This window comes from Streptomyces sp. JHA26 (assembly GCF_002005565.1).
In the GTDB taxonomy this organism is placed as follows: Bacteria; Actinomycetota; Actinomycetes; order Streptomycetales; family Streptomycetaceae; genus Streptomyces.
This window is the reverse complement of record NZ_BDJC01000001.1, coordinates 1-25,618: the sequence shown is the minus strand read 5'-3', so window position 1 is coordinate 25,618 and position 25,618 is coordinate 1. Positions and strand designations below refer to the sequence as shown.

Sequence of the window (25,618 nt, the reverse complement as noted above, 5' to 3'; positions counted from 1 at the left end):
CTCACCGTGGCCGGAGGGCGGCGGGGAGGCCGCCGTCCCGGCGGTGTAACAATCGGTCGCCCGGTCGCGTAACACGGGCGACGCACGCTGGCGGCATGCAGAACACCGCCACGCCCACGCACTGCCCGTACTGCGCGCTGCAGTGCGGGATGAATCTGACGCCCGCCGCCGACGGGAGCGTCGAGGTGACCGAGCGCACGGACTTCCCGGTGAACCGGGGGGCCCTGTGCGGCAAGGGCCGTACGGCGCCCGCGGTGCTCTCGTCGGGCGTCCGCCTCACCTCGCCGCTGGTCCGGGACGGCGGCGGCGCGCTGGTGCCGGCCTCGTGGGACGAGGCGCTGGACCGGATCGCCGGGAGGCTGGCGCGGACGCGGGAGGAGTACGGCGCGGACGCGCTCGGGGTGTTCGGCGGGGGCGGGCTGACCAACGAGAAGGCGTACGCGCTGGGCAAGTTCGCCCGGGTGGTGCTGGGCACCTCGCAGATCGACTACAACGGGCGGTTCTGCATGTCGTCGGCCGCGGCGGCCGGGACGCGGGCCTTCGGGCTCGACCGGGGGCTGCCGTTCCCGCTGGAGGACATCCCCAGGACCGGGTGCGTGATCCTCGTCGGGTCGAACCCGGCGGAGACGATGCCGCCGTCGCTGCGGTACTTCAGCGAACTGCGGGAGAACGGCGGCACGTTGATCGTCGTCGACCCGCGCCGCACGAAGACCGCCGAGCAGGCCGACCTGCACCTGGCGCCGAGGCCGGGCACCGACCTCGCGCTCGCGCTGGGCATGCTGCACCTGGTCGTCGCCGAGGGGCGGGTCGACGAGCGGTACGTCGAGGAGCGCACGGCGGGCTGGGAGGAGGCGCGGGCGGCGGCGATGGCGCACTGGCCGGAGTACGTGGAGCGGATCACGGGGGTGTCCGTTCCCGAACTGCGGGAGGCGGTGCGGCTGTTCTGCGCGCCCCAGGCGGCGATGGTGCTCACCGCGCGCGGGCCCGAGCAGCAGGCCAAGGGGACGGACACGGTGGGCGCGTGGATCAACCTGTGCCTGGCGACCGGGCGGGCCGGGCGGCCGCTGTCGGGGTACGGCTGCCTGACCGGTCAGGGCAACGGGCAGGGCGGGCGCGAACACGGGCAGAAGGCCGACCAGTTGCCGGGCTACCGCAAGCTGACCGACCCGGCGGCGCGGCGGCACGTCGCCGGGGTGTGGGGCGTGGACCCGGACTCGCTGCCGGGGCCGGGGCGCAGCGCCTACGAGCTGCTGGACGCGCTGGGCACGGACATCAGGTCGCTGCTGGTGATGGGCTCCAACCCGGTGGTGTCGGCGCCGCGCGCGGCGCACGTCGAGGGGCGGCTGCGGTCGCTGGACTTCCTGGCCGTGGCCGACGTGGTGCTCTCCGAGACGGCGGCGCTGGCGGACGTCGTGCTGCCGGTGACGCAGTGGGCGGAGGAGACGGGCACCACGACCAGCCTGGAGGGGCGGGTGCTGCTGCGGCGGCGCGCGATCACGCCGCCGGACGGGGTGCGCAGCGACCTCGAGGTGCTGCACGGGCTGGCCGGGCGGCTCGGCGTGGAGAAGGGGTTCCCGACCGATCCCGAGGAGGTCTTCGAGGAGCTGCGCCGGGCGAGCGCGGGCGGGCCGGCGGACTACTCGGGGATCAGCTACCGGCGGCTGGCGGAGGAGGACGGCGTCTTCTGGCCGTGCCCGGCGCCCGCGGACGACGGCACGGACGCCGCGACCGGCACCACCGGAACCGGCACCGGGCCCCACCCCGGCACCCCGCGCCTCTTCCTGGACCGCTTCGCCACCGACGACGGCCGGGCCCGCTTCGTCCCCGTCACGCACCGGCCGAGCGCCGAGGAGCCCGACGACGAGTACCCCGTGCTGCTGACCACGGGGCGGGTGGTGTCCCAGTACCAGTCCGGCGCGCAGACCCGGCGCGTGGACGAGCTGAACGCCGCCGCGCCGGGCCCGTTCGTGGAGCTGCACCCGCGGCTCGCGGCGCGGCTGGGGGCGGCCGAGGGCGACCCGCTGGCGGTCGTGTCCCGGCGAGGGCGGGCGGTGGCACCGGCCCGCATCACCACCGGCATCCGGCCCGACACCGTGTTCATGCCCTTCCACTGGCCGGGCGAGGGCCGCGCCAACACCCTGACCAACCCGGCGCTGGACCCGACCTCGCGGATGCCGGAGTTCAAGGTGTGCGCGGTGCGGGTGGAGACGGTGACGCCCTGAGGGCGGTCCTTCACCGGGTCCACCAGTCGCCGCTCGCGATCACTTCGCCGCGTGCCCGCAGCCGGGCGGCGACGGGCGGGGCGGCGACGTACACCCAGGCGCGCACGGGCGTCCCGTCGGCGTCCCGGACGACGTCCCTGGCCACGCGGTCGTAGAGGTTGCGCGGGTCGCCCGGCACGTACTCCTCCAGCCGGTCGAGGGCGGCCAGCAGGTCGTCGTACGCCTCCGGCAGGGGGGTGACGAGGTCGCCCCGCACCGTGCCGTCCGCCGCCTCGACGGCGTAGGGGTAACCGGGGCCCGCGTACAGCGTGGCGCCGGTGAGACGGGCGGGTTCCTCGGTCCGGGTACGGCCGTCGAGGAAACGGGCGTGGTAGGGGCCGCCGGGGCGGAGCGTCCCGTAGACGAAGAAGGGCAGTCGCTCGGCATCCACGAGGGTCATTCTCTCCCCTCACGATCTCCACGTGAGCGCTATGGACATGACATACAGCGGGCTCTTGAATCCGAGTCAGTACCAGCGTCCCCACGCGCCAAGCGCCCGTCCCGAGGAGTTCGATGAGCCGAATACGGCACGTCAGAGGTTCCCGCCCCACCACGGCGAGCATCGCCGCCACCGCCGTCTCCCTCCTGGCCGTCGCCCTCGCCCCCACCGCGGGCGCGGCCGACGGGCCCACTCCCGCCGCCGCCCTCGACCACGCCGCGGCGGCCCTCGCGGACCACGCCACGGCCCTGGGCCTGACCGGCGCCCAGGACACGCGGGTCCGCGACGTCGTCGTCGACCCGGACGGCACCCAGCACGTCCGCTACGACCGCACCTACCGCGGACTCCCCGTCCTGGGCGGCGACTTCGTGGTCCACCTGGCCCCCGACGGCGACTACCGCGGTGCCGACCGCGCGACGCGGGCGTCCGTCTCCCCGCCCACCGTCACGCCGAAGCTGTCGGCGCCCAAGGCCGCCGACCTGGCCGCGAACGCGCTGCGCGCCGCCAACCCGGGCGAGTTGCTGAAGCGGCTCACCGCCAAGCCCGAGCTGGTCGTCGACGCCCTGCACGGCGCCCCGAAGCTGGCCTGGCGCACGAACGCGGCGGCCCTGGACTCCCTGGGCAACCCGGTCGCCCGCACGGTCCTGACCGACGCGGGCACCGGCGCCCGCATCGACGCCTGGGACACCATCGAGTCGGCCGCGGGCGACGGCAGGTCGCTGTACGGCGGCACGGTGCCGCTGGAGACGACGCGGTCGGGGTCGGCGTACCAGCTGAAGGACGCGACGCGCGGCGGCACGTACACGGGCGACGCGGCGAACAAGACCGACCTGTGCATCCTGACCATCTGCCTCAGCCGGGCGCCCTCGACGGTGTTCACGGACGCCGACAACCACTGGGGCACCGGCGAGGCCGCCGACCGCGCCTCGGCCGCGGTGGACGCCCAGTACGGCACCGACGCGACCTGGGACTACTACCGCGACGTCCACGGGCGCAGCGGCATCGCCGGCGACGGCAAGGGCTCCTACAACCGGGTGCACTACGGCACCCGTTACAACAACGCCTTCTGGGACGACACCTGCTTCTGCATGACGTACGGCGACGGTGACGGCACGACCTTCGGTCCGCTGGTGTCGCTGGACGTCGCCGGGCACGAGATGTCGCACGGGGTGACGTCGTCGACGGCGGCGCTGACCTACTCGGGCGAGTCCGGCGGCCTGAACGAGGCCACCTCCGACATCTTCGGCACGCTGGTGGAGTGGCACGCCGGCAACTCCGCCGACGCCGGGGACTACCTGATCGGCGAGAAGGTCGTCCGCTCCGGCTTCGGGCGCGACGCCCTGCGCTACATGGACCGGCCGAGCCGGGACGGCACCTCGGCGGACTGCTGGAGCCCCTCGGTCGGCAATCTCGACGTCCACTACTCGTCCGGCGTCGCGAACCACTTCGCGTACCTGCTGGCCGAGGGCAGCGGTGCGCGGACCGTGGGCGGGGTCGCCTACGACTCCCCCACCTGCGACGGCTCCACGGTGACCGGGATCGGCCGGGACAAGCTGGGTGCCGTCTGGTACCGGGCGCTGACGGTCCACATGACCTCGTCCACCGACTACGCGGGGGCGCGGGCCGCCACCCTGAGCGCGGCCGAGGAACTGTACGGCGCCGACAGCGCGGAGCACGCGGCGGTGGCCGCGGCGTGGAGCGCGGTGAACGTGGGCTGACCCACCGGCACCCGGCGGCGGCCGGCACCTTCCCGGGGCGTCCTTCCCGAGGCGTCCTTCCCGGGGGTGCCGGCCGCCGCGCGTGTCACGCGTCGTACGGGCGCTTCCGCTTCGCCTCCCGCAACGCCCTGCCCCACCAGACCAGTTCGTCCAGCATGGTCTTGGCCGCCGCGTCCGGGCCGGCGGGGTCCCGGAGCGTGCCCGCGTCGTCGAAGGCCGCGCCCGCGTTGTGGAAGGAGACCGTGTCGCGGACGGTGACGGCGTGCAGTTCGGCGAAGACCTGACGCAGGTGCTCCACGGCGCGCAGGCCGCCGGAGACGCCGCCGTAGGAGACGAGGCCGACGGGCTTGGCCCGCCACTCGTGGTAGTGCCAGTCGATGAGGTTCTTCAGGCCGGCCGGGAACGAGTGGTTGTACTCCGGGGTGAGGACGACGAACGCGTCGGCGCCCGCCAGCGCGGGCGTGACGCCCGCCAGCGCGGCGGTCGCCCCGGGGGTCCGGGCGAGGTCCGTGGGCAGGTCGGTCCCGGCGACGTCCACGACCTCGGGGACCAGGTCGTCGCGGTCGTGGAGGTGGTCCAGGAGCCAGTCGGCGACGACGGGGCCGAAGCGGCCGTGGCGGTTGCTGCCGACGATCAGGGTCACGTGGAGGGGCGCGGTCTCTGCGATCTCCGCGGTCTCTGCGGCTTCTGCGGTTTCTGCGATCTCTGCGGTCTCTGCGGTTTCTGCGATCTCTGCGGTCATGCGGAACACCCTGGTACCTCAACTTTGCTCGAGGTCAAGCCCGCTTCCGCGGCGTCCGGCCGCGCACGCCCCGGTCACCCGTTCACACGCGCGCCGCGCACCCTTCCGGATCTTTTCCGCCGCCGCCCCGCACCGCCGCGGTGACCTGCGCAGACGTGATCACCGGCAGGCGCGTCGGGCGCGTCGGTGACACCCGTTCGCCCCATCGCCGGGGCGCGCTCGACAAGCGAGGGGCGTCCGGTGCGCTTTTCCTCGGTAGGGCAGGGGCCACCGAAGAGCTCGAGGGAGCACCGATGCGACGTACCGCCCGCCTGCTGACCGGTACCGCGCTCGCCGTCACGGCCGCGGGCCTCGCCACCGTGCCCGCGCACGCCGAGGACGCCGCGGCCACCGGTCGACTGGAGGTGCACCCCTCCTCGGTCGTACCGGGCGAGGAGGCCACCGTGACCGCCTCGGCCTGCGCCGAGGACGGTTCGGCGGAGGGCGACGCCGGCGCGGTGGGCTCGGGCCGGTTCCCGCTGGCGCCGGACACGCCGGGGGACGAGGTGACCGGGCGGTTCGACGTACCGCCGAGCGCGCAGCCGGGGACGTACGAGATCGTCGTCACCTGCGGCGAGAGCGGCCGTCGGGTGACGGGCGACCTGGTGGTCACCCTGACCCCCGCCCGCGAGCAGGTGTACCCCAGAGGAAGCGTCAAGACGGGGGTCGGCGGCGCTCTTGGCCCCGATCCCGTGCAGACCGCGGCCGGTGTGACGGCTCTCGCCGTCGCCGCCGCGGGCGGTACCTGGCTCCTGCATCGCCGGGCGAGAGGCGACGGGATCTGACGGGCACCCTCCGCTGCCCGTTGCCGGTACCGCACTTCCCCACCCCCTCCGGGTCCGACGCCCCTCGCGGCCCGGAGGGGGCAGGGGATCCCCGAGGGAGAGTGGTCGTCATGCACAAGGTCGGCAACACCGCGATAACGGCCGTCACCGCGGTCGCCCTCTGCTCGGGGGCGTACCTCCTGAGCGGTGGCCCGCAGACCGGGTCCCCGCCACAGCCGTCGGCCGCGCAGGCCGGCTCGGGGCGGGCGCCCGAGGCACCCGGCGCACCGGCGCTGCCGCCCTCCCCGCCCGACCGCGTCCGCATCCCGGCGATCGGCGTGGACGCCCCGCTGACCGGTCTCGGACTGACGCCGACGGGGAGCCTGGACGTGCCGCCCGCCGAGAAGAAGAACCTCGCCGGCTGGTACGAGGCGGGCACCACGCCCGGCGAGACGGGCACCGCGATCGTCGCCGGGCACGTCGACAACGCCGAGGGACCGGCCGTCTTCTACCGGCTCGGCGCCCTGGAGAAGGGCGCCGTGATCGAGGTCGACCGGCGCGACGGTGGCGTCGCGGTGTTCACCGTGGACGCGGTGGAGGTGTACGCGGCGACGGACTTCCCCGACGAGAAGGTGTACGGCGCGGCCGACCGGCCCGAGTTGCGGGTCATCACCTGCGGCGGCGGCTACTCGCGCGGTACCGGTTACCGGGGGAACGTGGTCGTCTTCGCACACCTCACCGGCAGCCGGTGAGGCGTCCGGGAGCCGTGCCGAGGTGCACGCCCCTCGTCGGCCACCGTCGGGTCGGCCGCTGCTAGGGCCTGTTGCGAAAGTGGCCCTAGGCCAGCCACTGCTCGTACGCCAGGTCGGCCACCAGGGCGAAGACGACCGTCAGCAGGACGACGCGGACGAAGCCGCTGCCCTTCTTGAGGGCCGTGTGCGCGCCGAACATGCCGCCGCCGAGGTTGAAGACGGCCATCAGGGCGGCCAGCTGCCACAGCACCGCGCCCTGCCAGGCGAAGGTGGCGAGGGCGCCCGCGTTGGTGCAGCAGTTGACGATCTTGGCGGTGGCGGAGGCCGTCACCAGGTCCAGGTGCAGGACGGCGGTGAGCGCCAGGACCAGGAAGGTGCCGGTGCCGGGACCGATCAGGCCGTCGTAGAAGCCGATGCCGAGGCCCGCGAGGCCGATCGCGGCGAGGATCTGGCGGCGGGTGGCCGGGCCGGCGGCCGGTGCGGTGCCGAAGGCGGGACGCAGGATCACGAAGGCCGCGACGGCGAGCAGCACCACCATGATCACGGGCTTGAGCACCTCGGTGCTCATCCCGGCGGCGAAGAAGGCCCCGCCCGAGGACCCCGCGAGGGCCGCCAGGCCGATGCGCACCGCCGTGCGGACGTCCACGGGCGCCTTGCGGGCGTACGTCACCGCCGCGCCCGTGGTGCCGACGATGGCGACCGCCTTGTTGGTGCCCAGGGCGTGCGCGGCCGGGGTCCCGGCGGGCAGGCCGAGCAGCAGTGCCGGCAGCAGCAGGAGGCCGCCGCCGCCGACCACGGCGTCGATCCACCCGGCCGCGAAGGCGGCGAGGCACAGCAGGACGACCGTGGTCAGCGAGATGTCGGGCATGCTCGCGACCCTATGGACGGGATGGATGTGCCGTCCATCGAGATGAGGGACTTCTGAGGTTCCCGGGTGGGTCCGACACCCCTCCCGGGTGGGCCCGGCGCCCCTCACACCCCTCCCCCGTCCCCGCTGAGGGCAGCGTTCCCCGTGGGAAACAGAGGGGATGCCGTCGGGTAACACCCGCACCGCAGGCTCGTTGCCATGACCTCGAACGCGCGTGTGGTGGTGATCGGCGCCGGGCTCGCGGGTGTGACGCTCGCCCGGCGGCTCGGTGAGCTCGGCACGCCCGCGCTGCTGGTCGGCGACGAGGAGCACCGCCCGTACAACCGGGTGCTGCTCGCGGAGGTGCTGGCCGGACGGTTCGGCCCCGAGGTGACCGCCCTGCCGACGCCCGCGCGGCTGGTCCGCGCCCGGGTCACCGGCGTCGACCGGTCCGCGCGGACGGTGCGCTGCGCCGACGGCTCGGAGATCGCGTACGACACGCTGGTCCTGGCCACCGGCTCCAACGCCGTGCTGCCGCCGCTGCGCGGCCTGTTCACCCCGGGCCGCGAACTGCCCGAGGGCGTGCACGCGTTCCGCACCATGGACGACTGCCTGGGCCTGTCCAAGGCGGTACGGCCGGGGGTGCGGGCGGTCGTCGTCGGCGGCGGGCTGCTCGGCGTCTCCGCCGCCCGCGCGCTGGCCGTGCGCGGTGCGCAGGTCGTCCTCGCCCAGCAGTCCGAGCGGCTGATGGAACGCCAGCTCGACCCGGCCGCCTCCGCGCTCGTCCGGCGCCGCCTGGAGGACCTCGGCGTGGAGGTGCACACCGAGTGCCGGGTGCGGGACGTGCGCTCGGTCGGCGGGGCGGTGCGGTCGGTGGAGATGGCCGACGGGTACGCCCTCGGCACCGACCTGGTGGTCCTCGCCTGCGGGGTGAGGCCCCGGGTCGGTCTCGCGCGGGCGGCGGGCCTGGACGTCGCCGAGGGCGTGGTCGTCGACGACGAGCTGCGCACCTCCGACCCGCACATCCGCGCCGTCGGCGACTGCGCCGAGCACGCGGGCACGGTGTACGGACTGGCCGCGCCCGCCCTCGAACAGGCCGGCGCGCTGGCCGCGCTGCTGGCCGGCGACCGCGCCGCCCGCTACACCGGCACCCGGTCCCTGACCCGGCTCACCCTCACCGGGCCGGACAGCCCCTTCGACCTCGCCGCGTTCGGCGAGACCGACCCCCGCCCCGGCGACGACGTCGTGCAGCTCGCCGACGCCACCCGGGGCACCTACCGCAAGGTCGTCGTCCGCGACGACCGGCTGGTGGGCGGGGTCCTGGTCGGCGAACTCGGCACCGTCGGCGCGCTGGCGCGCGCCTGGGAGGGAGCAGAGCCGCTCCCCTCCGACGGCGGCCCCCTGCTCCACCTGCTCACCAACGACGGAGGCTCCTGATGACCGCCACCCCGGGGCCCACCCCCACCCTCGTGCTCGTCGGCCACGGCATGGTCGGCCAGCGCTTCCTGGAGGCGCTCGCCGAGCGCGGCCTGACCGCCACGCACCGCGTGGTCGTGCTGTGCGAGGAGCCGCGCCCGGCCTACGACCGCGTCCAGCTCACCTCGTACTTCTCGGGGAGGACCCCCGAGGACCTGTCGATGACCGACATGGCCTTCATCGCCGAGCACGGCATCGAGCTGCACGTCGGCGACCCGGCCGAGACGATCGACCGCGAGGCCCGCCGGGTGACCGCCCGCTCGGGGCTGACCGTCGACTACGACGTCCTGGTCCTGGCCACCGGCTCCTACCCCTTCGTCCCGCCGGTCCCCGGCAAGGACGCCGAGGGCTGCTTCGTCTACCGCACGATCGAGGACCTCCTCGCCATCGAGGAGTACGCGAAGAACGCGACGACCGGCGCGGTGGTCGGCGGCGGACTGCTCGGCCTGGAGGCGGCGGGCGCGCTCAAGGGGCTCGGACTGACCTCGCACATCGTGGAGTTCGCGCCGCGCCTGATGCCGGTGCAGGTCGACGAGGGCGGCGGCGCCGCGCTGCTGCGCACCATCGAGGAGATGGGCCTGTCCGTCCACACGGGCGTCGGCACGCAGGAGATCGTGACCGGCGACGACGGCGCCGTCACCGGCATGAAGCTGTCCGACGGCTCCGAACTCGCCACCGACCTGGTGGTGTTCAGCGCCGGTGTCCGCCCCCGCGACCAGCTGGCCCGCGACTGCGGGCTCGCGGTCGGCGAGCGCGGCGGCATCAGCGTCGACGAGCAGTGCCGCACGGTCACCGACCCGCACGTGTTCGCGATCGGCGAGTGCGCGCTGGCCGCCGACGGCCGGGTGTACGGCCTGGTGGCGCCGGGGTACGAGCAGGCCGAGACGGCCGCCGCGACCATCGCCCGGGACGAGGCGGCCTTCACCGGCGCCGACCTGTCCACCAAGCTGAAACTGCTCGGCGTGGACGTGGCGTCCTTCGGCGACGCGCACGGCACCGCCGAGGGCTGCCTGGACGTCGTCTACTCCGACTCCCGCGCGGGCCTCTACAAGAAGCTGGTCGTCGGCCGCGACGGCACCCTGCTCGGCGGCATCCTGGTCGGCGACGCGGAGGCGTACGGCACGCTGCGCGCCCTCACCGGCTCGGTCCCGCCCGTCTCCCCGGAGTCCCTGGTGCTGCCCGCCGGCGCCGGGGCGCCCGCCCCGCTCGGCCCGTCCGCCCTCCCCGACGACGCGGTGATCTGCTCCTGCCACAACGTCACCAAGGGCACGATCCGCGGCGCGGTGACGGAGCACTCCTGCACGACCGTGCCCGAGGTGAAGAAGTGCACCAGGGCCGGCACCGGCTGCGGCTCCTGCGTCAAGGTGCTGGACCAGCTGGTCACCGCCGAGCTGGAGGCGAGCGGCGTCGAGGTCGACAAGGGCCTGTGCGGCTGTTTCGCCCAGACCCGCGAGGAGCTGTACGAGATCGTCCTCGCCCTGCGGATCACCTCCTACCGGGACCTGCTGGACCGGCACGGCCGCGAGGAGGCCCGGGGCGGTGACGGCTGCGAGGTCTGCAAGCCGGCGGTCGGCTCGATCATCGCCTCCCTCGCCCCGGCGATCGGCGCGAGCGGCTACGTCCTGGACGGCGAGCAGGCGGCCCTCCAGGACACCAACGACCACTTCCTGGCCAACCTCCAGAAGAACGGCTCGTACTCGGTCGTCCCCCGCATCCCCGGCGGCGAGATCGCCCCGGAGAAGCTGATCGTCATCGGCGAGATCGCCCGCGACTTCGGGCTCTACACGAAGATCACCGGCGGCCAGCGCATCGACATGTTCGGCGCCCGCGTCGAGCAACTGCCGCTGATCTGGGCCCGGCTGGTGGACGCCGGCTTCGAGTCGGGGCACGCGTACGGCAAGTCGCTGCGCACGGTGAAGTCCTGCGTGGGGCAGACCTGGTGCCGCTACGGCGTCCAGGACTCGGTGCGCATGGCGATCGACCTGGAGCTGCGCTACCGGGGCCTGCGGTCCCCGCACAAGCTGAAGTCGGCGGTGTCCGGGTGCGCCCGCGAGTGCGCGGAGGCCCAGTCGAAGGACTTCGGGGTGATCGCCACCTCCAACGGCTGGAACCTGTACGTCGGCGGCAACGGCGGCGCCACCCCGCGCCACGCGGACCTGCTCGCGCAGGACCTCTCCGACGCCGAACTGGTCCGCCTGATCGACCGGTTCCTGATGTTCTACATCCGCACCGCCGACAAGCTGGAGCGCACCTCCACCTGGCTGGAGCGCATCCCCGGCGGCCTGGACCACGTCCGGGACGTGGTGGTGCACGACTCGCTCGGCATCTGCGACGAGCTGGAGTCCCTGATGCGCGCGCACGTCTCGCACTACCGGGACGAGTGGGCGGAGACCATCAACGACCCCGAGAAGCTGGCCCGGTTCGTGTCCTTCGTCAACGCACCCGACACCCCCGACCCGGTCGTCGGCTTCGTGCCCGAGCGCGACCAGATCAAGCCCGACCTGCCGCTGCTGAGCATCGGCGTGCGGCGCCCCTCGGAAGACGACCTCCTGGAAGGAAGCACCCGGCGATGACCCCGGCACCCCAGACCCTGACACCCCAGACCCTGGCACCCGAGACGACCGAGCTGAAGGTCCGGCTGCGGCTGGCGGACGACTGGTTCACGGCCTGCGACCTCGACGCCCTGCTCCCGGGCCGCGGCGTGGCGGCCCTGCTGCCGGACGGCGGACAGGCGGCCCTGTTCCGCGACCGGACGGGCGGGCTGTACGCCATCGACAACCGCGACCCGTTCACCGGCGCGGCGGTCCTCTCCCGCGGCCTGACCGGCAGCCACCGCGGCCGCCCCTTCGTCGCCTCCCCGCTCCTCAAGCAGCGCTTCGACCTCGCGACCGGGGTGTGCCTGGACGACGAGACGGTCCGGGTGACGACGTACGAGGTGACGACCGCCTGAGCCGAGGTTTCTTGACCGATCGTTCCATTCACGCCTAGGCTACGGCACGTGGCCAGGACCAAGGAGTTCGATCCGGACGCCGCGCTGCGGGCAGCCCTGGAGCTGTTCTGGCGGCGCGGCTACGAGGCGACGTCGATGTCCGACCTCGTGGAGCACCTCGGCATCGGACGCGCCAGCATCTACGCGACCTTCGGCAACAAGCGCGAGCTGTACCTGAAGGCACTGGAGCGTTACGAGCAGGGGTTGCTCCCGGACCTGCTGGCGGACCTGGCCCGGCCGGGCCCCGCCCTGCCGGGCGTACGGTCCCTGGTGCGGCGCTACGCCGCCGAGGCGACCGCCGACGACCTGCGGGGACGCGGCTGCTTCGTCACCAACACGGCGGCCGAGCTGGCCCCGCACGACCCGGTCGCCGCGCGGCGGGTCGAGCGCAACTGGGACCAGCTGGAGACCGTGCTGCACTCGTCGCTGGCCCGCGCCCGGGACGGGGGCGAACTGCCCCCCGGTCGCGACCCGGCGGCCCTCGCCCGGATGCTGCTGGTCCTGCTCCAGGGCATGCGGGTGGTCGGCAAGGCGTCGGCGGACCCGGCGCGGGTGCGGGACGCGGCGGAACAGGCCCTGGCCCTGCTCGACTGAGCGCCCCTCTTCAGGGAGGGGTGTTTTTCCGTCCTCATAATGAACTGATCGGTCAAGAAAAAGGGGAGTTTCGTGACCACCCAGCGCTTCACCGGCAGGACCGCGCTCGTGACCGGCGCCGGCTCCGGCATCGGACGGGCCGTCGCCCTCGCCCTCGCCCGGGAGGGCGCGCACCTCGTGGTCGCCGGGCGCAGGCGGGAGCCGCTCGACGAGACGGTGGCGCTGATCGAGGAGGCGGGCGGCAAGGCGCTGGCCGTCACCGCGGACGTCACCCGGCCCGCCGACGTGGACGCCCTGGTGGCCGCCGCCGTGGAGCACTTCGGCTCGCTCGACGTGGCCGTGAACAACGCGGGCGTCTTCCGCGGCGGCGTCCCCGTGGCCGATCTGCCCGAGGAGGACTGGCACACGCAGCTCGGCATCAACGTCACCGGCGTGTTCCACGCCCTCCGGGCGGAGGTCCGCCGGATGCGCACCCAGGCGTCCGGCGGGGCGATCGTGAACATCGCCTCGACCTTCGGCCTGCACAAGCGCAGCCCGGGCGCCACCGCCTACGCCGCCACCAAGGCGGCGGTCTCGGTGCTCACCCGGGGCGCCGCCCTGGACCACATCGCCGACGGCGTCCGCATCAACGCCGTCAGCCCGGGCGCCACGGCGACCAGCATGTCCCTGCGGCCGGGCGAGACGGAGGCGGGCCGGGCCGAGCGCATGCGGGGCGAGACGCCGCTGGGCCGGGTCTCGTCGGTGGAGGAGGTCACCGCGGCCGTGCTGTACCTGGCGTCGGACGACGCGTCGTCCGTGGTGGGCACCGACCTGGTCGTGGACGGCGGCCAGACCGCCTGACCCCCTCACCGGGGCCGGAACCCGTCCGCCCGGGGACGGACGCGCCGTCCGGCCGCCCCAGGTTCTCCCTGGACCGTCGACCCGGTCGCCCCGGGGTCCGGGACCGGACCGTTCCGGGCCCGATGCGCCCCGCACTCAGGTCCGCAGCGCCTCGTAGGTGACCCCCGTCAGCCGCTCGGAGGCGGCCCACAGCCGCTCCCCCCGCGCGTCGTCCCGGGTCCGGGGCGCCCGCCAGGACGGTGCGGGCGCCCCGCGCCACATGGCGAAGGACGGGCCGGTGAAGGAGTCGGGGGCCACGGCGGGCGCGGTGGCCGCGTACAGGACGGGCAGCGCGCCCGCCTCGGCGGACTGGGCGACGGTCCGGTTGGCGAGCAGCATCAGGTGCTCGGCGAGCCGCCGCCCCTCGGCGCGCGGTCCGGCGGTCTGGAGGTTGGTCTCCGCGTACCCCGGGTGGGCGGCGGCCGCCGTCACGTCCGGGCCGCCGTCCCGCGCCGCGAGCCGGCGCGCCAGTTCGTGCGTGAAGAGCAGGTTGGCGGACTTCGAGCGGGCGTAGGCGATCCACCGCCCGTAGCGGCGTACGTTGTTGAGGTCGCGCAGGTCCACGTCGGCCAGCGCGTGCATCATGCTGGAGACGGTGACGATCCGGGCGCCCGGCGCGGCGAGCAGCGTCGGCAGCAGCAGTCCGGTCAGGGCGAAGTGCCCGAGGTGGTTGACGCCGAAGTGCGTCTCGAACCCGTCCGCCGTGGTGCCGTGGGGCAGCGCCATCACCCCGGCGTTGTTGACCAGCAGGTCGACCCGTTCGTACGGCAGCGCGCTCGCGAACTTCCGCACGGAGGCCAGGTCGCCGAGGTCGAGCCGCGCCAGTTCCACGTCGGCGCCCGGCACCTCGCCGGCCAGCCGCCCCAGGGCCGCCCTGCCGCGCGCCTCGCTGCGGCAGGCGAGCACGACCCGCGCACCCCTGCGCGCCAGCTCCCGCGCCACCACGTACCCGAGTCCGCTGTTGGCCCCGGTGACGACGGCGGTCCGCCCGCCCTGGTCGGGGATGTCGCGCACACTCCAGCCGGCCATCCACGGCTCCTTCCCGATCTCCCGGACCCCACCTCACCGTACGCGCCGCGGGGAGGGGAGCGGGGAGTCGACGCCCGGTCGCGTCGCGTCCCCGTCACGGTTCCTTCCCGCGTCACCACTCTCCCGCCACGTCACCGGCTCCGTCGTCTCCGGCCCGCCCGGCGCCGGCCGACGGCCGGTGCGGCGGGGGTGGCCGCGGGAACACGCGGCGCGCGCACGAAGGGGCGGCACCCCCGCACAGGGTGCCGCCCCTTCTCGTGATCCGGAGCCGCCGCCGATCGGTGAGGGTGGTCGGGTGACAGACGGCGGCTCCGGGGTCCTTCGTGCCCCGCGCGGGGTCAGCGGTGGTCGCTGCCCTTCGACGTGACCGCCGCGCGGCCGGCCTCCAGGCGGGCGACCGGGATGCGGAACGGGGAGCAGGAGACGTAGTCCAGACCCACCTCGTGGAAGAAGTGGACCGACTCCGGGTCGCCGCCGTGCTCACCGCAGACGCCGAGCTTCAGGTCGGGGCGGGTGGCGCGGCCGGCCTTCGCGGCGGCGGCGACGAGCGAGCCGACGCCGTCCTTGTCGATGGTCTCGAACGGGGAGACGCCGAAGATGCCCTTCTCCAGGTAGGCCGTGAAGAAGCTGGCCTCCACGTCGTCGCGGGAGAAGCCCCACACGGTCTGGGTCAGGTCGTTGGTGCCGAAGGAGAAGAACTCCGCGGCCTCGGCGATCTGGCCGGCGGTCAGCGCGGCGCGCGGCAGCTCGATCATCGTGCCGATCGACAGCTTGAGCCGGGTGCCCGTGGCCGCCTCGACCTCGGCGATGACCTGGTCGGCCTCGTCGCGGACGAGCTCCAGCTCCTGGACGGTGCCCACCAGCGGGATCATGATCTCGGCGCGCGGGTCGCCCTTGGCGGCCTTGCGCTCGGCCGCGGCCTCGGCGATCGCGCGGACCTGCATGGTGAACAGGCCGGGGATGACCAGGCCGAGACGGACGCCGCGCAGACCCAGCATCGGGTTCTGCTCGTGCAGGCGGTGCACGGCCTGGAGCAGGCGCAGCTCGTTCTCGTGCGGCTCCTGACGGGACTCGGCGAGGGCGACGCGCACCGACAGCTCGGTGATGTCGGGCAGGAACTCGTGCAGCGGCGGGTCGAGCAGGCGGACGGTGACCGGGAGGCCGTCCATCGACTCGAAGAGCTGGACGAAGTCCTTCTTCTGGAGCGGCAGCAGCTCCTTGAGGGACTCCTCGCGCTCGGCCTCCGTGTCGGCCAGGATCAGCCGCTCGACCAGCTCGCGCCGGTCGCCGAGGAACATGTGCTCGGTGCGGCACAGGCCGATGCCCTGGGCGCCGAAGCGGCGGGCGCGCAGCGCGTCCTCGGCGTTGTCGGCGTTGGCGCGCACGCGCAGCCGGCGCTTGCGGTCGGCGAAGGCCATCATGCGGTGCACGGCCTCGACCAGCTCGTCGGCGTCGTCGGCGCCCGGGTGCATGCGGCCCTCGAAGTACTCGACGACCGGGGACGGCACGACCGGGACCTCGCCCAGGTAGACCTTGCCGGACGAGCCGTCGATGGAGACGACGTCGCCCTCCTCCACGACGTGCCCGCCGGGGACGGTCATGCGGCGGCGCTTGGTGTCGACCTCCAGCTCCTCGGCGCCGCAGACACAGGTCTTGCCCATGCCGCGCGCGACGACGGCCGCGTGGGAGGTCTTGCCGCCGCGCGAGGTCAGGATGCCCTCGGCGGCGATCATGCCGTCCAGGTCGTCGGGGTTGGTCTCGCGGCGGATCAGGATGACCTTCTCACCGGAACGGGACCACTTGACGGCGGTGTAGGAGTCGAAGACCGCCTTGCCGACCGCCGCGCCCGGCGAGGCGGCGATGCCGCGGCCGACCTGCTGGACCTTGGCGCTCTCGTCGAAGCGGGGGAACATCAGCTGGGCGAGCTGGGCGCCGTTGACGCGGGTGAGCGCCTCGGCCTCGTCGATCAGGCCCTGGTCCACGAGCTGCGTGGCGATGCGGAAGGCGGCGCCCGCGGTGCGCTTGCCGACGCGGGTCTGGAGCATCCACAGCTGGCCGCGCTCGATGGTGAACTCGATGTCGCAGAGATCCTTGTAGTGGTTCTCCAGGGTCTCCATGATCTGCATGAGCTGGTCGTACGACTTCTTGTCGATCCGCTCCAGCTCCGCGAGCGGCACGGTGTTGCGGATGCCCGCGACGACGTCCTCGCCCTGGGCGTTCTGGAGGTAGTCGCCGTAGACGCCCTGGTGGCCGGAGGCGGGGTCGCGGGTGAAGGCGACGCCGGTGCCGGAGTCGGGGCCGAGGTTGCCGAAGACCATGGAGCAGACGTTGACGGCGGTGCCGAGGTCGTGCGGGATGCGCTCCTGGCGGCGGTAGAGCTTGGCGCGGTCGCCGTTCCAGGAGTCGAAGACCGCCCTGATGGCGAGGTCCATCTGCTCGCGCGGGTCCTGCGGGAAGTCCCGGCCGGCCTCCTTCTTGACGATCTTCTTGAAGGTGGTGACCAGCTTCTTCAGGTCCGCGGCCTCGAGCTCGGTGTCGACCGTGACCTTCTTGGCCTCCTTGGCCTTCTCCAACGCCTCCTCGAAGAGGTCGCCGTCGACGCCGAGGACGGTCTTGCCGAACATCTGGATCAGGCGGCGGTAGGAGTCCCACGCGAAGCGGTCGTCGCCGGCCTGCTCGGCCAGCCCCTGCACGGACTTGTCGGAGAGGCCGATGTTGAGGACGGTGTCCATCATGCCGGGCATGGAGAACTTGGCTCCGGAGCGGACCGACACGAGGAGGGGGTTGTCGGCCTGGCCGAGCTTCTTGCCCATCTTCGCCTCGAGGGCGTCGAGGTGCGCACTCACCTCGTCACGCAGTGCCGCGGGCTCCTCGCCGCTGTCGAGGTAGGTCTTGCAGGCCTCGGTGGTGATGGTGAAGCCGGGAGGGACCGGAAGGCCCAGGTTGGTCATCTCGGCGAGGTTGGCGCCCTTGCCGCCGAGGAGGTCCTTGAGGTCCTTGTTGCCCTCGGTGAAGTCGTAGACGAACTTCACGCCCTCAACGCCGGTGCCCTGCTCGACTACCTGGGATTCTTTGTTTTCCGACACGGGTCTCGACTCCTCGAGGACGCGGTGGCTGCCCTGACGGCGAGGAATGTACCCAGATCGAAGGCACCTGGGTACGTCCACGTGCGCGTCATGTGCCTGTAACCACTCGTCCGCCAGCGGATTGAAAGTCAAGGCTTGGCAAGCGAGCGGCAGCTCGTGTTTTCACTTCTTGAACGGATCAACCCCCGCAGACTCCACGACTTGCTCACCTGAGCGTCATTCCTCACGTTTGAGTTCGATCGATGAACGATCAAGGTATGGCACTCAGTGCCACAGTTTGGAGAAGTGGAATCGGTCACGATCCGCTCATCTGAGCACTCCTCCTATCAGAGGTGGCGAGAATCACGCTGCCACAGCCCGCCGGATTTCACCATGCGGACGCGTCGCGGACGGTGTGCGCGGCGGGGTGAACACACTCCACGTCCGGGACGTACGACACGGCGGCGGACCCGTTTCCCCCACGGCGGGTCCGCCGCCCCATGGTTTTCGTACGGAAGGACCTCCGGGTGGCCGTCTTCACTCGCTCGCGCCGGGCGCCGCACTCGACGACCGGCGACGCTCCGGACCCCACCCCGAGGACGGCGGATCCCGAGGGTCCACCGGCGGCGGAGGCCGCCGCCCGGCCACCGCGCCCCTGGGCGGCCCGCGTCACCCACTGGCGGGCCTGGCGCACCCGGTACCCGCGCGCCGCCCGTGCCGTCCGGCGGACCACCACCGTCCTCGCCGCCGCCCTCGTCCTCGGCGCGCTGCTGCTGCCGAACACCCCCGCGGGCCTGGAGGTGAACTGGTTCGCGCGGATCCCGTCGGAGGCGGTGATCGGGACGGTGGTGCTGTTGTGGCTGCCGCACCGGCCGCGGCTGGTGGCCGCGGCGCTGTGCGGGGCGGGCCTCGGCGCTCTGACGGTGCTGAACCTGCTCGACATCGGCTTCAACGAGTACCTCGGCCGGGGCTTCAACCCGGTCCTGGACTGGGGCCTGCTCGACGACGCCCGGTCGTACCTGGCGGACTCGATGGGCGGGGCCGCGGCGGCCTGGGCCACCGCGGGCGCCGTCGCGCTGGTGCCGGCCCTGCTGCTCCTCATGGCCGCGGCCGCGGTCCGGCTGGCCGGGCTGCTCACGGCGCACCGGGACCGGGCGTCGCGGGCCGCGCTGATCACCGCCACGGCGTGGATGACCTGCGTGGCCTTCGGACTGCACGCCTTCGGCGTACCGGTCGCCTCCCAACGGGCGTCCTCCGCCCTGCGGGAACAGGCCCGCAGGGTGACGGACACGCTGCGGGACGAGGCCGCCTTCGCCGAGGAGGCGAGGGCGGACCGCTTCGGCGCCACCCCGGCCGGCCGCCTGGTGCCGGACCTCCGCGGCAAGGACGTCGTCTTCGCCTTCATCGAGAGCTACGGCCGGAGTGCGATCGAGGACCCGGTCATGGCCCCCGGCGTCGACCGGACCCTCGACGCGGGGACGGAGGCGCTGGCCGAGGCGGGTTTCCACGCCAGGAGCGGCTGGCTGACCTCCGCCACGTACGGCGGCAGCAGCTGGCTCGGCCACTCCACGTTCCTGTCCGGCCTGTGGGTGGACAGCCAGCAGCGCTACCGCACCGTCACCACGAGCGACCACCTCACCCTCACCAAGGCGTTCGCGAAGACCGGCGCGTGGGACACGGTCGGTGTCATGCCGGGGGTGCAGAAGGCGTGGCCGGAGGCGGAGTGGTACGGGCTGGACAAGGTCTACGACGCGTCCGACCTGGGCTACCAGGGCCCGAAGTTCAGCTGGTCGACCATGCCGGACCAGTACGCGCTGGAGGCCTTCCAGCGGCTGGAGCACGGCAGGAAGCGCGACAGGCCGCTGATGGCCGAGGTCATCCTGACCTCCAGCCACCAGCCGTGGGCACCGATCCCTCGGACGGTCGGCTGGGACGAGCTCGGCGACGGTTCGGTGTTCGACGACATCGAGGCGGCGGGCGAGAAGCCGGCGGACGTCATCACCGACTCCGCGAAGTCCCGCGAGGAGTACGGCAGGTCGATCCAGTACTCGGTCACCTGTCTCACCCAGTGGCTGGAGCGCTACGGCACCGACGACACCGTCCTGGTCTTCCTCGGCGACCACCAGCCGATCGCCCGGGTCAGCGGCGAGGGGGCGAGCCGGGACGTGCCCGTCTCGATCGTCGCGAAGGACCCGAAGGTGCTCGACGCGATCGACGGCTGGAACTGGAGCGACGGCCTGCGCCCCGCCCACGACGCGCCGGTGTGGCGGATGAGCTCCTTCCGCGACCGCTTCCTGACGGCGTACGGCTCGACCCCGCGCCCTTCCGGGCGCTGAGGGCCCGGTCGTCAGCCGCCGGAGGTGTCCAGCTCCGCGTCCTCGCCGACGCCCGCGCAGTCGTAGGGGTCCTTCAGCCAGCCGTCCGGCAGGACGACCCGGTTGTTGCCGGAGGTGCGGCCGCGGGGGCCGTCGGCGCCGGTGGGCCAGGGCTGGTCGAGGTCGAGTTCGTCGAGACCGGCGCGCAGGGCCTCGAGGGAGGAGGTGATCGCGAGCCGCTTGCGCATCTCGGAGCCGACGGCGAAGCCCTTGAGGTACCAGGCGACGTGCTTGCGGAAGTCGATGACGCCCCGCGCCTCGTCGCCGATCCACTCCCCCAGCAGCGTGGCGTGCCGCACCATCACGTCGGCGACCTCGCGCAGGGTGGGCCGGACGAAGTCCTCCGTGCGCCCCTCGAAGGCGGCGACGAGGTCGGCGAACAGCCACGGGCGCCCGAGGCAGCCGCGACCGACCACGACGCCGTCGCAGCCGGTCGCGCGGACCATGCGCAGCGCGTCCTCGGCCGACCAGATGTCGCCGTTGCCGAGCACCGGGATCTCCGGGACGTGCTCCTTGAGGCGGGCGATGGCCTCCCAGTCGGCGGTGCCGCCGTAGTGCTGGGCGGTGGTGCGGCCGTGCAGGGCGATGGCGCTGACGCCCTCCTCGACGGCGATCCGGCCGGCGTCGAGGTAGGTGAGGTGGTCGTCGTCGATGCCCTTGCGCATCTTCATGGTGACGGGCAGGTCACCGGCGCCGGTGACGGCCTCGCGCACGATGGCGCGCAGCAGGTTCCGCTTGTACGGCAGCGCCGATCCGCCGCCCTTGCGGGTCACCTTCGGCACCGGGCAGCCGAAGTTCAGGTCGATGTGGTCGGCGAGGTCCTCCTCCGCGATCATGCGGACGGCCTTGCCGACGGTCACCGGGTCGACGCCGTACAGCTGGATCGAGCGCGGGGTCTCGGTCGCGTCGAAGTGGATCAGCTGCATGGTCTTCTCGTTGCGCTCGACCAGCGCCCGGGTCGTGATCATCTCGCTCACGAACAGGCCCTTGCCCCCGCTGAACCCACGGCACAGCGTGCGGAACGGCGCGTTGGTGATGCCGGCCATCGGCGCCAGCACCACGGGCGGCGTGACGGTGTGGGGGCCGATCCGCAGGGGCGCGGCGGGGGCGTCGGGGGCGGGCGTGGTGAGCGTGGACATTCCTCCATTGTCACGTACGCCGAGAGATCATGTATCGGTCATTAGTTAGCCGCACTATTGAAACGGGCGTACGATGGAGTCCATGCCCGAGCTCACCCGTCGCCGCCGCATGCTCGTGCTCGCCATCTGCTGCATGAGCCTGCTGATCGTGAGCATCGACAACACGATCCTGAACGTCGCCCTCCCCTCCATGCAGCGCGACCTGCACGCGAGCACGTCGGGCCTGCAGTGGGCCATCGACGCGTACACGCTGGTGCTGGCCGCCCTGCTGATGCTGTCCGGCTCCACGGCCGACCGGATCGGCCGCAAGCGGGTCTTCATGACCGGCCTGGTGATCTTCACCCTCGGTTCGCTGCTGTGCTCGCTGGCCCCGGACCTGTCCTCGCTGATCGTCTTCCGGATGATGCAGGCGGTGGGCGGTTCGATGCTCAACCCGGTCGCGATGTCGATCATCACCAACACCTTCACCGACCCGCGCGAGCGCGCCCGCGCGATCGGCGTCTGGGGTGCGGTGGTCGGCATATCCATGGCCGCCGGTCCGCTGGTGGGCGGGGTGCTCGTGGAGTCGGTGGGCTGGCGTTCGATCTTCTGGGTCAACCTGCCGGTGGGCCTGGCCGCCCTGCTGCTCACCCTCCGCTTCGTCCCCGAGTCCCGCGCGCCCAAGGCCCGCCGCCCCGACCCGCTGGGCCAGCTGATGGTGATCGTGCTGTTCGGCTCCCTGACGTACGCGATCATCGAGGCGCCGGACGCGGGGATCACCTCCGTGCTCCCCTACGCCGTGCTGGCGCTCGCCGCGCTGATCGGCCTGCTCGTCCACGAGCCACGTCGCACCGACCCGCTCATCGAGCTGCGGTTCTTCCGGTCGGCGCCGTTCAGCGGGGCCACCGTCATCGCGATCAGCGCCTTCGCCGCGCTGGGTGGCTTCCTGTTCCTGTCCACGCTGTACCTGCAGAACGTGCGCGGACTGAGCGCCCTGCACGCCGGCCTGTGGATGCTGCCGATGGCCGTGCCGACCTTCCTGTGCGCCCCGCTGTCCGGGCGGCTGGTCGGCAGCCGGGGGCCGCGGCTGCCCCTGCTGATCGCGGGCGGCGCGCTGACCGTGAGCGGGGTGCTGTTCGCCGCCTTCGAGGCGGAGACGTCGAACGTCACCCTCTTCGTCGGCTACGTCCTGTTCGGCGTCGGCTTCGGCTTCGTCAACGCGCCCATCACCAACACGGCCGTCTCCGGCATGCCGCGCGCCCAGGCGGGGGTGGCCGCCGCCGTCGCCTCCACCAGCCGCCAGCTGGGCCAGACGCTCGGCGTGGCGGTGGTCGGCGCGGTGCTGGCGACGGGCGTGGGCGCGTCGTCGTACCGCGACACCTTCGTCTCCGCCGCCCGCCCCGGCTGGTGGATCCTGGCCGCCTGCGGCCTCGCGGTCCTCGTCCTCGGCGCCGTCACGAGCGGCCGCTGGGCCCGCCGCACGGCGGAGCGGACGGCCGAGCGCCTGGAGTCCCCGGAGGTTCGGGAGCCGGCCCGGTCGCCCGCGGGCGCGGGAAACCGACCGACCGACGCCCACCGCACGCTTCCGGGAACCGCGGAGCACTGACGCCCGGCGCCCGCCGCACGCCCTGCAGACGCGCGCGGGGAACTGCGCAAACAGCCTCCCCCGCGCGCCCCCAGGACACGCGGAGCACCGACCGAACCGGCGCCCCGGCACACCCCCAGGACACGCGGCACACCGACCGAACCGGCGCCCCGGCACACCCCCAGGGGCGCGGGGAACCGCGCGACCAGCCCCCACCACCCGCGGGCAGCACACCACCCGACCGCCCACCCCCGCCCCTCACACCGACACGCGCCTCACCTCATCGCTGTCGGCAGAACCTCCGCCACCTTCGGCCAGTACTTCACCACCGCCTCCTCCACCACCGGCAACGCCCGCTGCCCCGCCAGCGCCAGCGTGATCGCCGCGGCCACGGCCGCCCAGGCGACCGGCCCCAGCGGCGTGCAGCCGAAGAGCTGGCTCGCCCCCGGCGTCTGCACCAGGGCGACCAACGCGACGGCCGAACCGACGGACGTCACCTGCACCAGCCGGCTGTCGCGGCGGTCGGCGAGGGTCTGGGCGAGCTGGGTGCCGACGACCGCGCACAGGGCCATGGTCGTCGAGCGGCGCCGCGTGCCCGGCGTGAAGCGGCCCAGCAGCCAGGCCGCGGTCGCCCCGAGCGCCGTGGTCAGCGCCCGGTGCCGGATCTGCCGGATGAGGGGCTCGCCCAGCACCGCCGTACCGAGCGGCGCGCCCGCGTCGTCCTTCTCCTGCTCGGCGTCCCCCGTCTCCGTCACCGCCACGGCCATCGCCGGGAACAGGTCGGTGAAGAGGTTGACCAGCAGCATCTGGCGGGTGGACAGCGGGGCGGAGCCGCCGAGGACGGTGCCGAGGATGCCGAAGCCGACCTCACCCGCGTTGCCGCCGATCAGGATGGCGATGGCGTCGGCGACGCTGTGCCACAGCGCCCGGCCCTCCCGCACCGCCTCCACCAGCACCAGCAGGTCGTCGCCCGTGACGACCAGGTCGGCGGCGTTGCGGGCGGCGGCCGAACCGCGGGCGCTGATGCCGACGCCGATGTCGGCGGCGCGGATCGCCGCGGCGTCGTTGGCGCCGTCACCGACCATGCCGACGACCCGCCCGGCGTCCCGCAGCGACTCCACGACCTGGAGCTTCTGCTCCGGCGCCACCCGGGCCACCACGTCCGCGTCGCGCAGCATCCGGGAGCGGGCCGAGCGGTCGGCGGCGGCCAGCTCGTCGCCGGTGACCACGACCGCGTCCTCGGGCCAGCCCAGGTCGACGGCGATCGCGCGGGCGGTCTGCGGATGGTCGCCGGTCAGCACCACGGGCCGTACGCCCGCCTCGCGCAGCCCGCGCACCAGGGCCGGGGACGTCTCGCGCGCCACGTCGGCGAGCGCGAGCAGCCCGGTGAACTCCAGTCCGGACAGCGGCTGTTCGAGGACGTCGGCCGCCTGCTCGCCCTCGCCGAGCGGCCGGCTCGCCACCGCGATGATGCGCAGCCCGGCGCGGGCCAGGTCGTGCGCCGCGTCGGAGGCGTGCGACGGCAGGCCGGCGCAGGCGGGCAGCACCGTCTCGGGGGCGCCCTTGACCACCAGCACGGGCACGCCGTCCGCGTCCCGGCCGACGGCGGCGGCGTAGCCGCGGGAGGTCTCGAAGGGCAGGCCCTCGTCCTGCGTCCACCGCGGGTCGGGTCCGGCGGCGTCCAGGACGGCCTCGTCGGTGGCGTGGGTCGGGCGGGCGCCGTCGCCGTCCAGGCGGGGGCAGGCGCGCGCGGCGACCCGTACGGTGCCGGCGGCGTCCGGGTCGCCCGCTCCGCGGACGGTGCCGTCGGCGCCCGCGACCCGGGTCAGCCGCAGCCTGTTCTCGGTGAGCGTGCCGGTCTTGTCGAAGCACACGGTGTCCATGCGGCCGAGGGCCTCCAGGGTGCGCGGGGTGCGCACCAGGACGCCGTGCCGACTGAGCCGGCGGGCCGCCGCCAGCTGGGCCACCGTCGCCACCAGCGGCAGTCCCTCGGGCACGGCGGCCACCGCCACCGACACGCCGCCGGAGACGGCCTGCCTGATCGACGCGCCGCGCAGCAGGGACAGGCCGGTCACCGCCGCGCCGCCGGCCAGCGTCAACGGCAGTGCCTTGCGGGTGAGTTCCTGGAGCCGGGCCTGCACGCCCGCGGCCGACGGCGTCCGCGCGGCCAGCGCCACCGCCCGCGCGGCCTCGGTGTGCTCGCCGGTGTCCACGACGACGGCCCGTGCCCGGCCCGCCACCACGGTCGTGCCCTCGAAGACCATGCAGTACCGCTCGGCCACGGGGGCCTTCGGTGCCGGGTCCACGCACTTGTCCACCGGCAGCGACTCGCCGGTCAGCGCGGACTCGTCCACCTCCAGGCCCTCCTCCCACAGCAGCCGGGCGTCGGCGGGCACGACGTCGTCCGCCTTCAGCTCGATCACGTGCCCCGGGTGCAGCTTGGCGGCGTCCACGATCCGCGGCTCGCCCTCCGCGGGGGCCTCCGAGCCCTCCGCGGGGCCTTTCGCGGGTCCTTTCGCGTCTCCCGCGGGGGCCTCCGGCACCGCCGTGGGGAACTCCTCGCTCACCCGCGCCTTCTGCTTCTGCTCCGCGAGCAGCCCGGACAGCGCCCGTTCGGCCCGCAGCCGCTGGAACCCGCCGACCAGCGCGTTCAGGTCCAGCGCGCCGACCACCAGCGCCGCGTCCACGACCGAGCCGAGGATCGCGGAGGCCGCCGAACCGACCGCCAGCACCGGCGTGAGCGGATCGTCCAGCTCGCCGCGCACGGCCCGGGCCAGCTGCCACGACCAGCGCACCGGTGCCAGCGCCCGCACCCGGCCCGCCCGTTCGGCCGCCTCCCGCATCCGCGTCGTGGCCTGCTCGACGACGGTCGGCTCGGGCTCGGTCTCGTGCTCCAGCCGGTCGCGCACGTCCGCCACGTCCAGCGCGTGCCACGCCACCCGCGGC

General features: G+C 73.8%; 18 protein-coding genes. 11 read left to right on the top strand and 7 right to left on the bottom strand.

Translation table 11 applies throughout. The annotated features are described in order from the left end of the window. Positions 1 to 95 precede the first annotated feature (95 nt). On the top strand, positions 96 to 2,222 hold the full coding sequence (locus tag JHAT_RS00090) for a molybdopterin oxidoreductase family protein (protein ID WP_077795908.1): 2,127 nt from the start codon (positions 96 to 98) through the stop codon (positions 2,220 to 2,222). A gap of 10 nt (positions 2,223 to 2,232) precedes the next feature. Here JHAT_RS00090 and JHAT_RS00085 read toward each other — a convergent pair whose 3' ends face one another. After that, positions 2,233 to 2,661, bottom strand: coding sequence for a gamma-glutamylcyclotransferase family protein (locus JHAT_RS00085; protein ID WP_077795907.1), 429 nt, complete (start codon positions 2,659 to 2,661; stop codon positions 2,233 to 2,235). 113 nt (positions 2,662 to 2,774) lie between these two features. Between JHAT_RS00085 and JHAT_RS00080 the strand changes: the two genes are divergently transcribed. Continuing rightward, positions 2,775 to 4,418 carry a M4 family metallopeptidase gene (locus JHAT_RS00080; RefSeq protein WP_077795906.1) on the top strand — a complete coding sequence of 548 codons (1,644 nt, stop codon included), beginning with the start codon at positions 2,775 to 2,777 and terminating at the stop codon, positions 4,416 to 4,418. Between the two features lie 85 nt (positions 4,419 to 4,503). On the opposite strand, the gene JHAT_RS00075 is transcribed toward JHAT_RS00080, so the two are convergent. Further along, positions 4,504 to 5,160: an NADPH-dependent FMN reductase gene (locus JHAT_RS00075; RefSeq protein WP_077796126.1), complete on the bottom strand. Its 657-nt coding sequence runs from the start codon at positions 5,158 to 5,160 to the stop codon at positions 4,504 to 4,506. Positions 5,161 to 5,453: 293 nt separating this feature from the next. Here JHAT_RS00075 and JHAT_RS00070 point away from each other — a divergent pair, with 293 nt between their 5' ends. Together JHAT_RS00070 and JHAT_RS00065 are read left to right on the top strand one after the other, a co-directional pair. Next, the gene (locus JHAT_RS00070) at positions 5,454 to 5,984 is read left to right on the top strand and encodes a hypothetical protein (RefSeq protein ID WP_077795905.1); all 531 of its coding nucleotides are present in this window, start codon (positions 5,454 to 5,456) and stop codon (positions 5,982 to 5,984) included. A gap of 110 nt (positions 5,985 to 6,094) precedes the next feature. Further along, the gene (locus tag JHAT_RS00065; protein WP_077796125.1) at positions 6,095 to 6,715 is read left to right on the top strand and encodes a class F sortase; all 621 of its coding nucleotides are present in this window, start codon (positions 6,095 to 6,097) and stop codon (positions 6,713 to 6,715) included. 85 nt (positions 6,716 to 6,800) lie between these two features. Here JHAT_RS00065 and JHAT_RS00060 read toward each other — a convergent pair whose 3' ends face one another. After that, positions 6,801 to 7,583 (bottom strand): TSUP family transporter, encoded by a 783-nt coding sequence (locus JHAT_RS00060; protein ID WP_077795904.1) that lies wholly within the window; start codon positions 7,581 to 7,583, stop codon positions 6,801 to 6,803. A gap of 198 nt (positions 7,584 to 7,781) precedes the next feature. Between JHAT_RS00060 and JHAT_RS00055 the strand changes: the two genes are divergently transcribed. From JHAT_RS00055 to JHAT_RS00035, 5 genes are all read left to right on the top strand, one after another. Beyond that, complete coding sequence (locus JHAT_RS00055; protein ID WP_077795903.1) at positions 7,782 to 8,999, top strand: NAD(P)/FAD-dependent oxidoreductase; 1,218 nt, start codon at positions 7,782 to 7,784, stop codon at positions 8,997 to 8,999. Continuing rightward, on the top strand, positions 8,999 to 11,611 hold the full coding sequence (nirB, locus tag JHAT_RS00050) for a nitrite reductase large subunit NirB (protein ID WP_077795902.1): 2,613 nt from the start codon (positions 8,999 to 9,001) through the stop codon (positions 11,609 to 11,611). Before JHAT_RS00055 ends, nirB begins: the two co-directional genes overlap by 1 nt. Continuing rightward, on the top strand, positions 11,608 to 11,988 hold the full coding sequence (nirD, locus tag JHAT_RS00045) for a nitrite reductase small subunit NirD (RefSeq protein ID WP_171990671.1): 381 nt from the start codon (positions 11,608 to 11,610) through the stop codon (positions 11,986 to 11,988). Before nirB ends, nirD begins: the two co-directional genes overlap by 4 nt. Before the next feature lie 48 nt (positions 11,989 to 12,036). Beyond that, the gene (locus JHAT_RS00040; RefSeq protein ID WP_077795901.1) at positions 12,037 to 12,621 is read left to right on the top strand and encodes a TetR/AcrR family transcriptional regulator; all 585 of its coding nucleotides are present in this window, start codon (positions 12,037 to 12,039) and stop codon (positions 12,619 to 12,621) included. A gap of 72 nt (positions 12,622 to 12,693) precedes the next feature. Then, positions 12,694 to 13,461, top strand: a complete 768-nt coding sequence (locus tag JHAT_RS00035) for an SDR family NAD(P)-dependent oxidoreductase (protein ID WP_077795900.1) — start codon at positions 12,694 to 12,696, stop codon at positions 13,459 to 13,461. 135 nt (positions 13,462 to 13,596) lie between these two features. On the opposite strand, the gene JHAT_RS00030 is transcribed toward JHAT_RS00035, so the two are convergent. Further along, entirely contained in the window at positions 13,597 to 14,529 is a 933-nt protein-coding gene (locus JHAT_RS00030; protein WP_077795899.1) for an oxidoreductase, read from the bottom strand. 338 nt (positions 14,530 to 14,867) lie between these two features. Further along, positions 14,868 to 17,615, bottom strand: a complete 2,748-nt coding sequence (gene ppdK / locus JHAT_RS00025) for a pyruvate, phosphate dikinase (protein WP_077795898.1) — start codon at positions 17,613 to 17,615, stop codon at positions 14,868 to 14,870. Between the two features lie 506 nt (positions 17,616 to 18,121). Here ppdK and JHAT_RS00020 point away from each other — a divergent pair. Then, complete coding sequence (locus JHAT_RS00020; protein ID WP_077795897.1) at positions 18,122 to 19,930, top strand: CDP-alcohol phosphatidyltransferase; 1,809 nt, start codon at positions 18,122 to 18,124, stop codon at positions 19,928 to 19,930. 11 nt (positions 19,931 to 19,941) lie between these two features. On the opposite strand, the gene dusB is transcribed toward JHAT_RS00020, so the two are convergent. Beyond that, a complete protein-coding gene (gene dusB, locus JHAT_RS00015; RefSeq protein ID WP_077795896.1) occupies positions 19,942 to 21,108 on the bottom strand; it encodes a tRNA dihydrouridine synthase DusB in 1,167 nt (388 codons plus the stop codon). A gap of 82 nt (positions 21,109 to 21,190) precedes the next feature. Between dusB and JHAT_RS00010 the strand changes: the two genes are divergently transcribed. Next, positions 21,191 to 22,693 carry an MFS transporter gene (locus JHAT_RS00010; RefSeq protein WP_077796123.1) on the top strand — a complete coding sequence of 501 codons (1,503 nt, stop codon included), beginning with the start codon at positions 21,191 to 21,193 and terminating at the stop codon, positions 22,691 to 22,693. 254 nt (positions 22,694 to 22,947) lie between these two features. Here JHAT_RS00010 and JHAT_RS00005 read toward each other — a convergent pair. Then, positions 22,948 to 25,618, bottom strand: a 2,671-nt coding sequence (locus JHAT_RS00005) for a cation-translocating P-type ATPase (protein WP_143660330.1), incomplete at its 5' end; no start/stop codon positions are given.

Excerpts from the sequence above, each read along its gene's own strand:
- JHAT_RS00090 (WP_077795908.1), top strand. The coding sequence starts at position 96 with ATGCAGAACACCGCCACGCCCACGCACTGCCCGTACTGCGCGCTGCAG.
- JHAT_RS00085 (WP_077795907.1), bottom strand. The coding sequence starts at position 2,661 with ATGACCCTCGTGGATGCCGAGCGACTGCCCTTCTTCGTCTACGGGACG.
- JHAT_RS00080 (WP_077795906.1), top strand. The coding sequence starts at position 2,775 with ATGAGCCGAATACGGCACGTCAGAGGTTCCCGCCCCACCACGGCGAGC.
- JHAT_RS00075 (WP_077796126.1), bottom strand. The coding sequence starts at position 5,160 with ATGACCGCAGAGATCGCAGAAACCGCAGAGACCGCAGAGATCGCAGAA.
- JHAT_RS00070 (WP_077795905.1), top strand. The coding sequence starts at position 5,454 with ATGCGACGTACCGCCCGCCTGCTGACCGGTACCGCGCTCGCCGTCACG.
- JHAT_RS00065 (WP_077796125.1), top strand. The coding sequence starts at position 6,095 with ATGCACAAGGTCGGCAACACCGCGATAACGGCCGTCACCGCGGTCGCC.
- JHAT_RS00060 (WP_077795904.1), bottom strand. The coding sequence starts at position 7,583 with ATGCCCGACATCTCGCTGACCACGGTCGTCCTGCTGTGCCTCGCCGCC.
- JHAT_RS00055 (WP_077795903.1), top strand. The coding sequence starts at position 7,782 with ATGACCTCGAACGCGCGTGTGGTGGTGATCGGCGCCGGGCTCGCGGGT.
- nirB (WP_077795902.1), top strand. The coding sequence starts at position 8,999 with ATGACCGCCACCCCGGGGCCCACCCCCACCCTCGTGCTCGTCGGCCAC.
- nirD (WP_171990671.1), top strand. The coding sequence starts at position 11,608 with ATGACCCCGGCACCCCAGACCCTGACACCCCAGACCCTGGCACCCGAG.
- JHAT_RS00030 (WP_077795899.1), bottom strand. The coding sequence starts at position 14,529 with ATGGCCGGCTGGAGTGTGCGCGACATCCCCGACCAGGGCGGGCGGACC.
- dusB (WP_077795896.1), bottom strand. The coding sequence starts at position 21,108 with ATGTCCACGCTCACCACGCCCGCCCCCGACGCCCCCGCCGCGCCCCTG.
- JHAT_RS00010 (WP_077796123.1), top strand. The coding sequence starts at position 21,191 with ATGCCCGAGCTCACCCGTCGCCGCCGCATGCTCGTGCTCGCCATCTGC.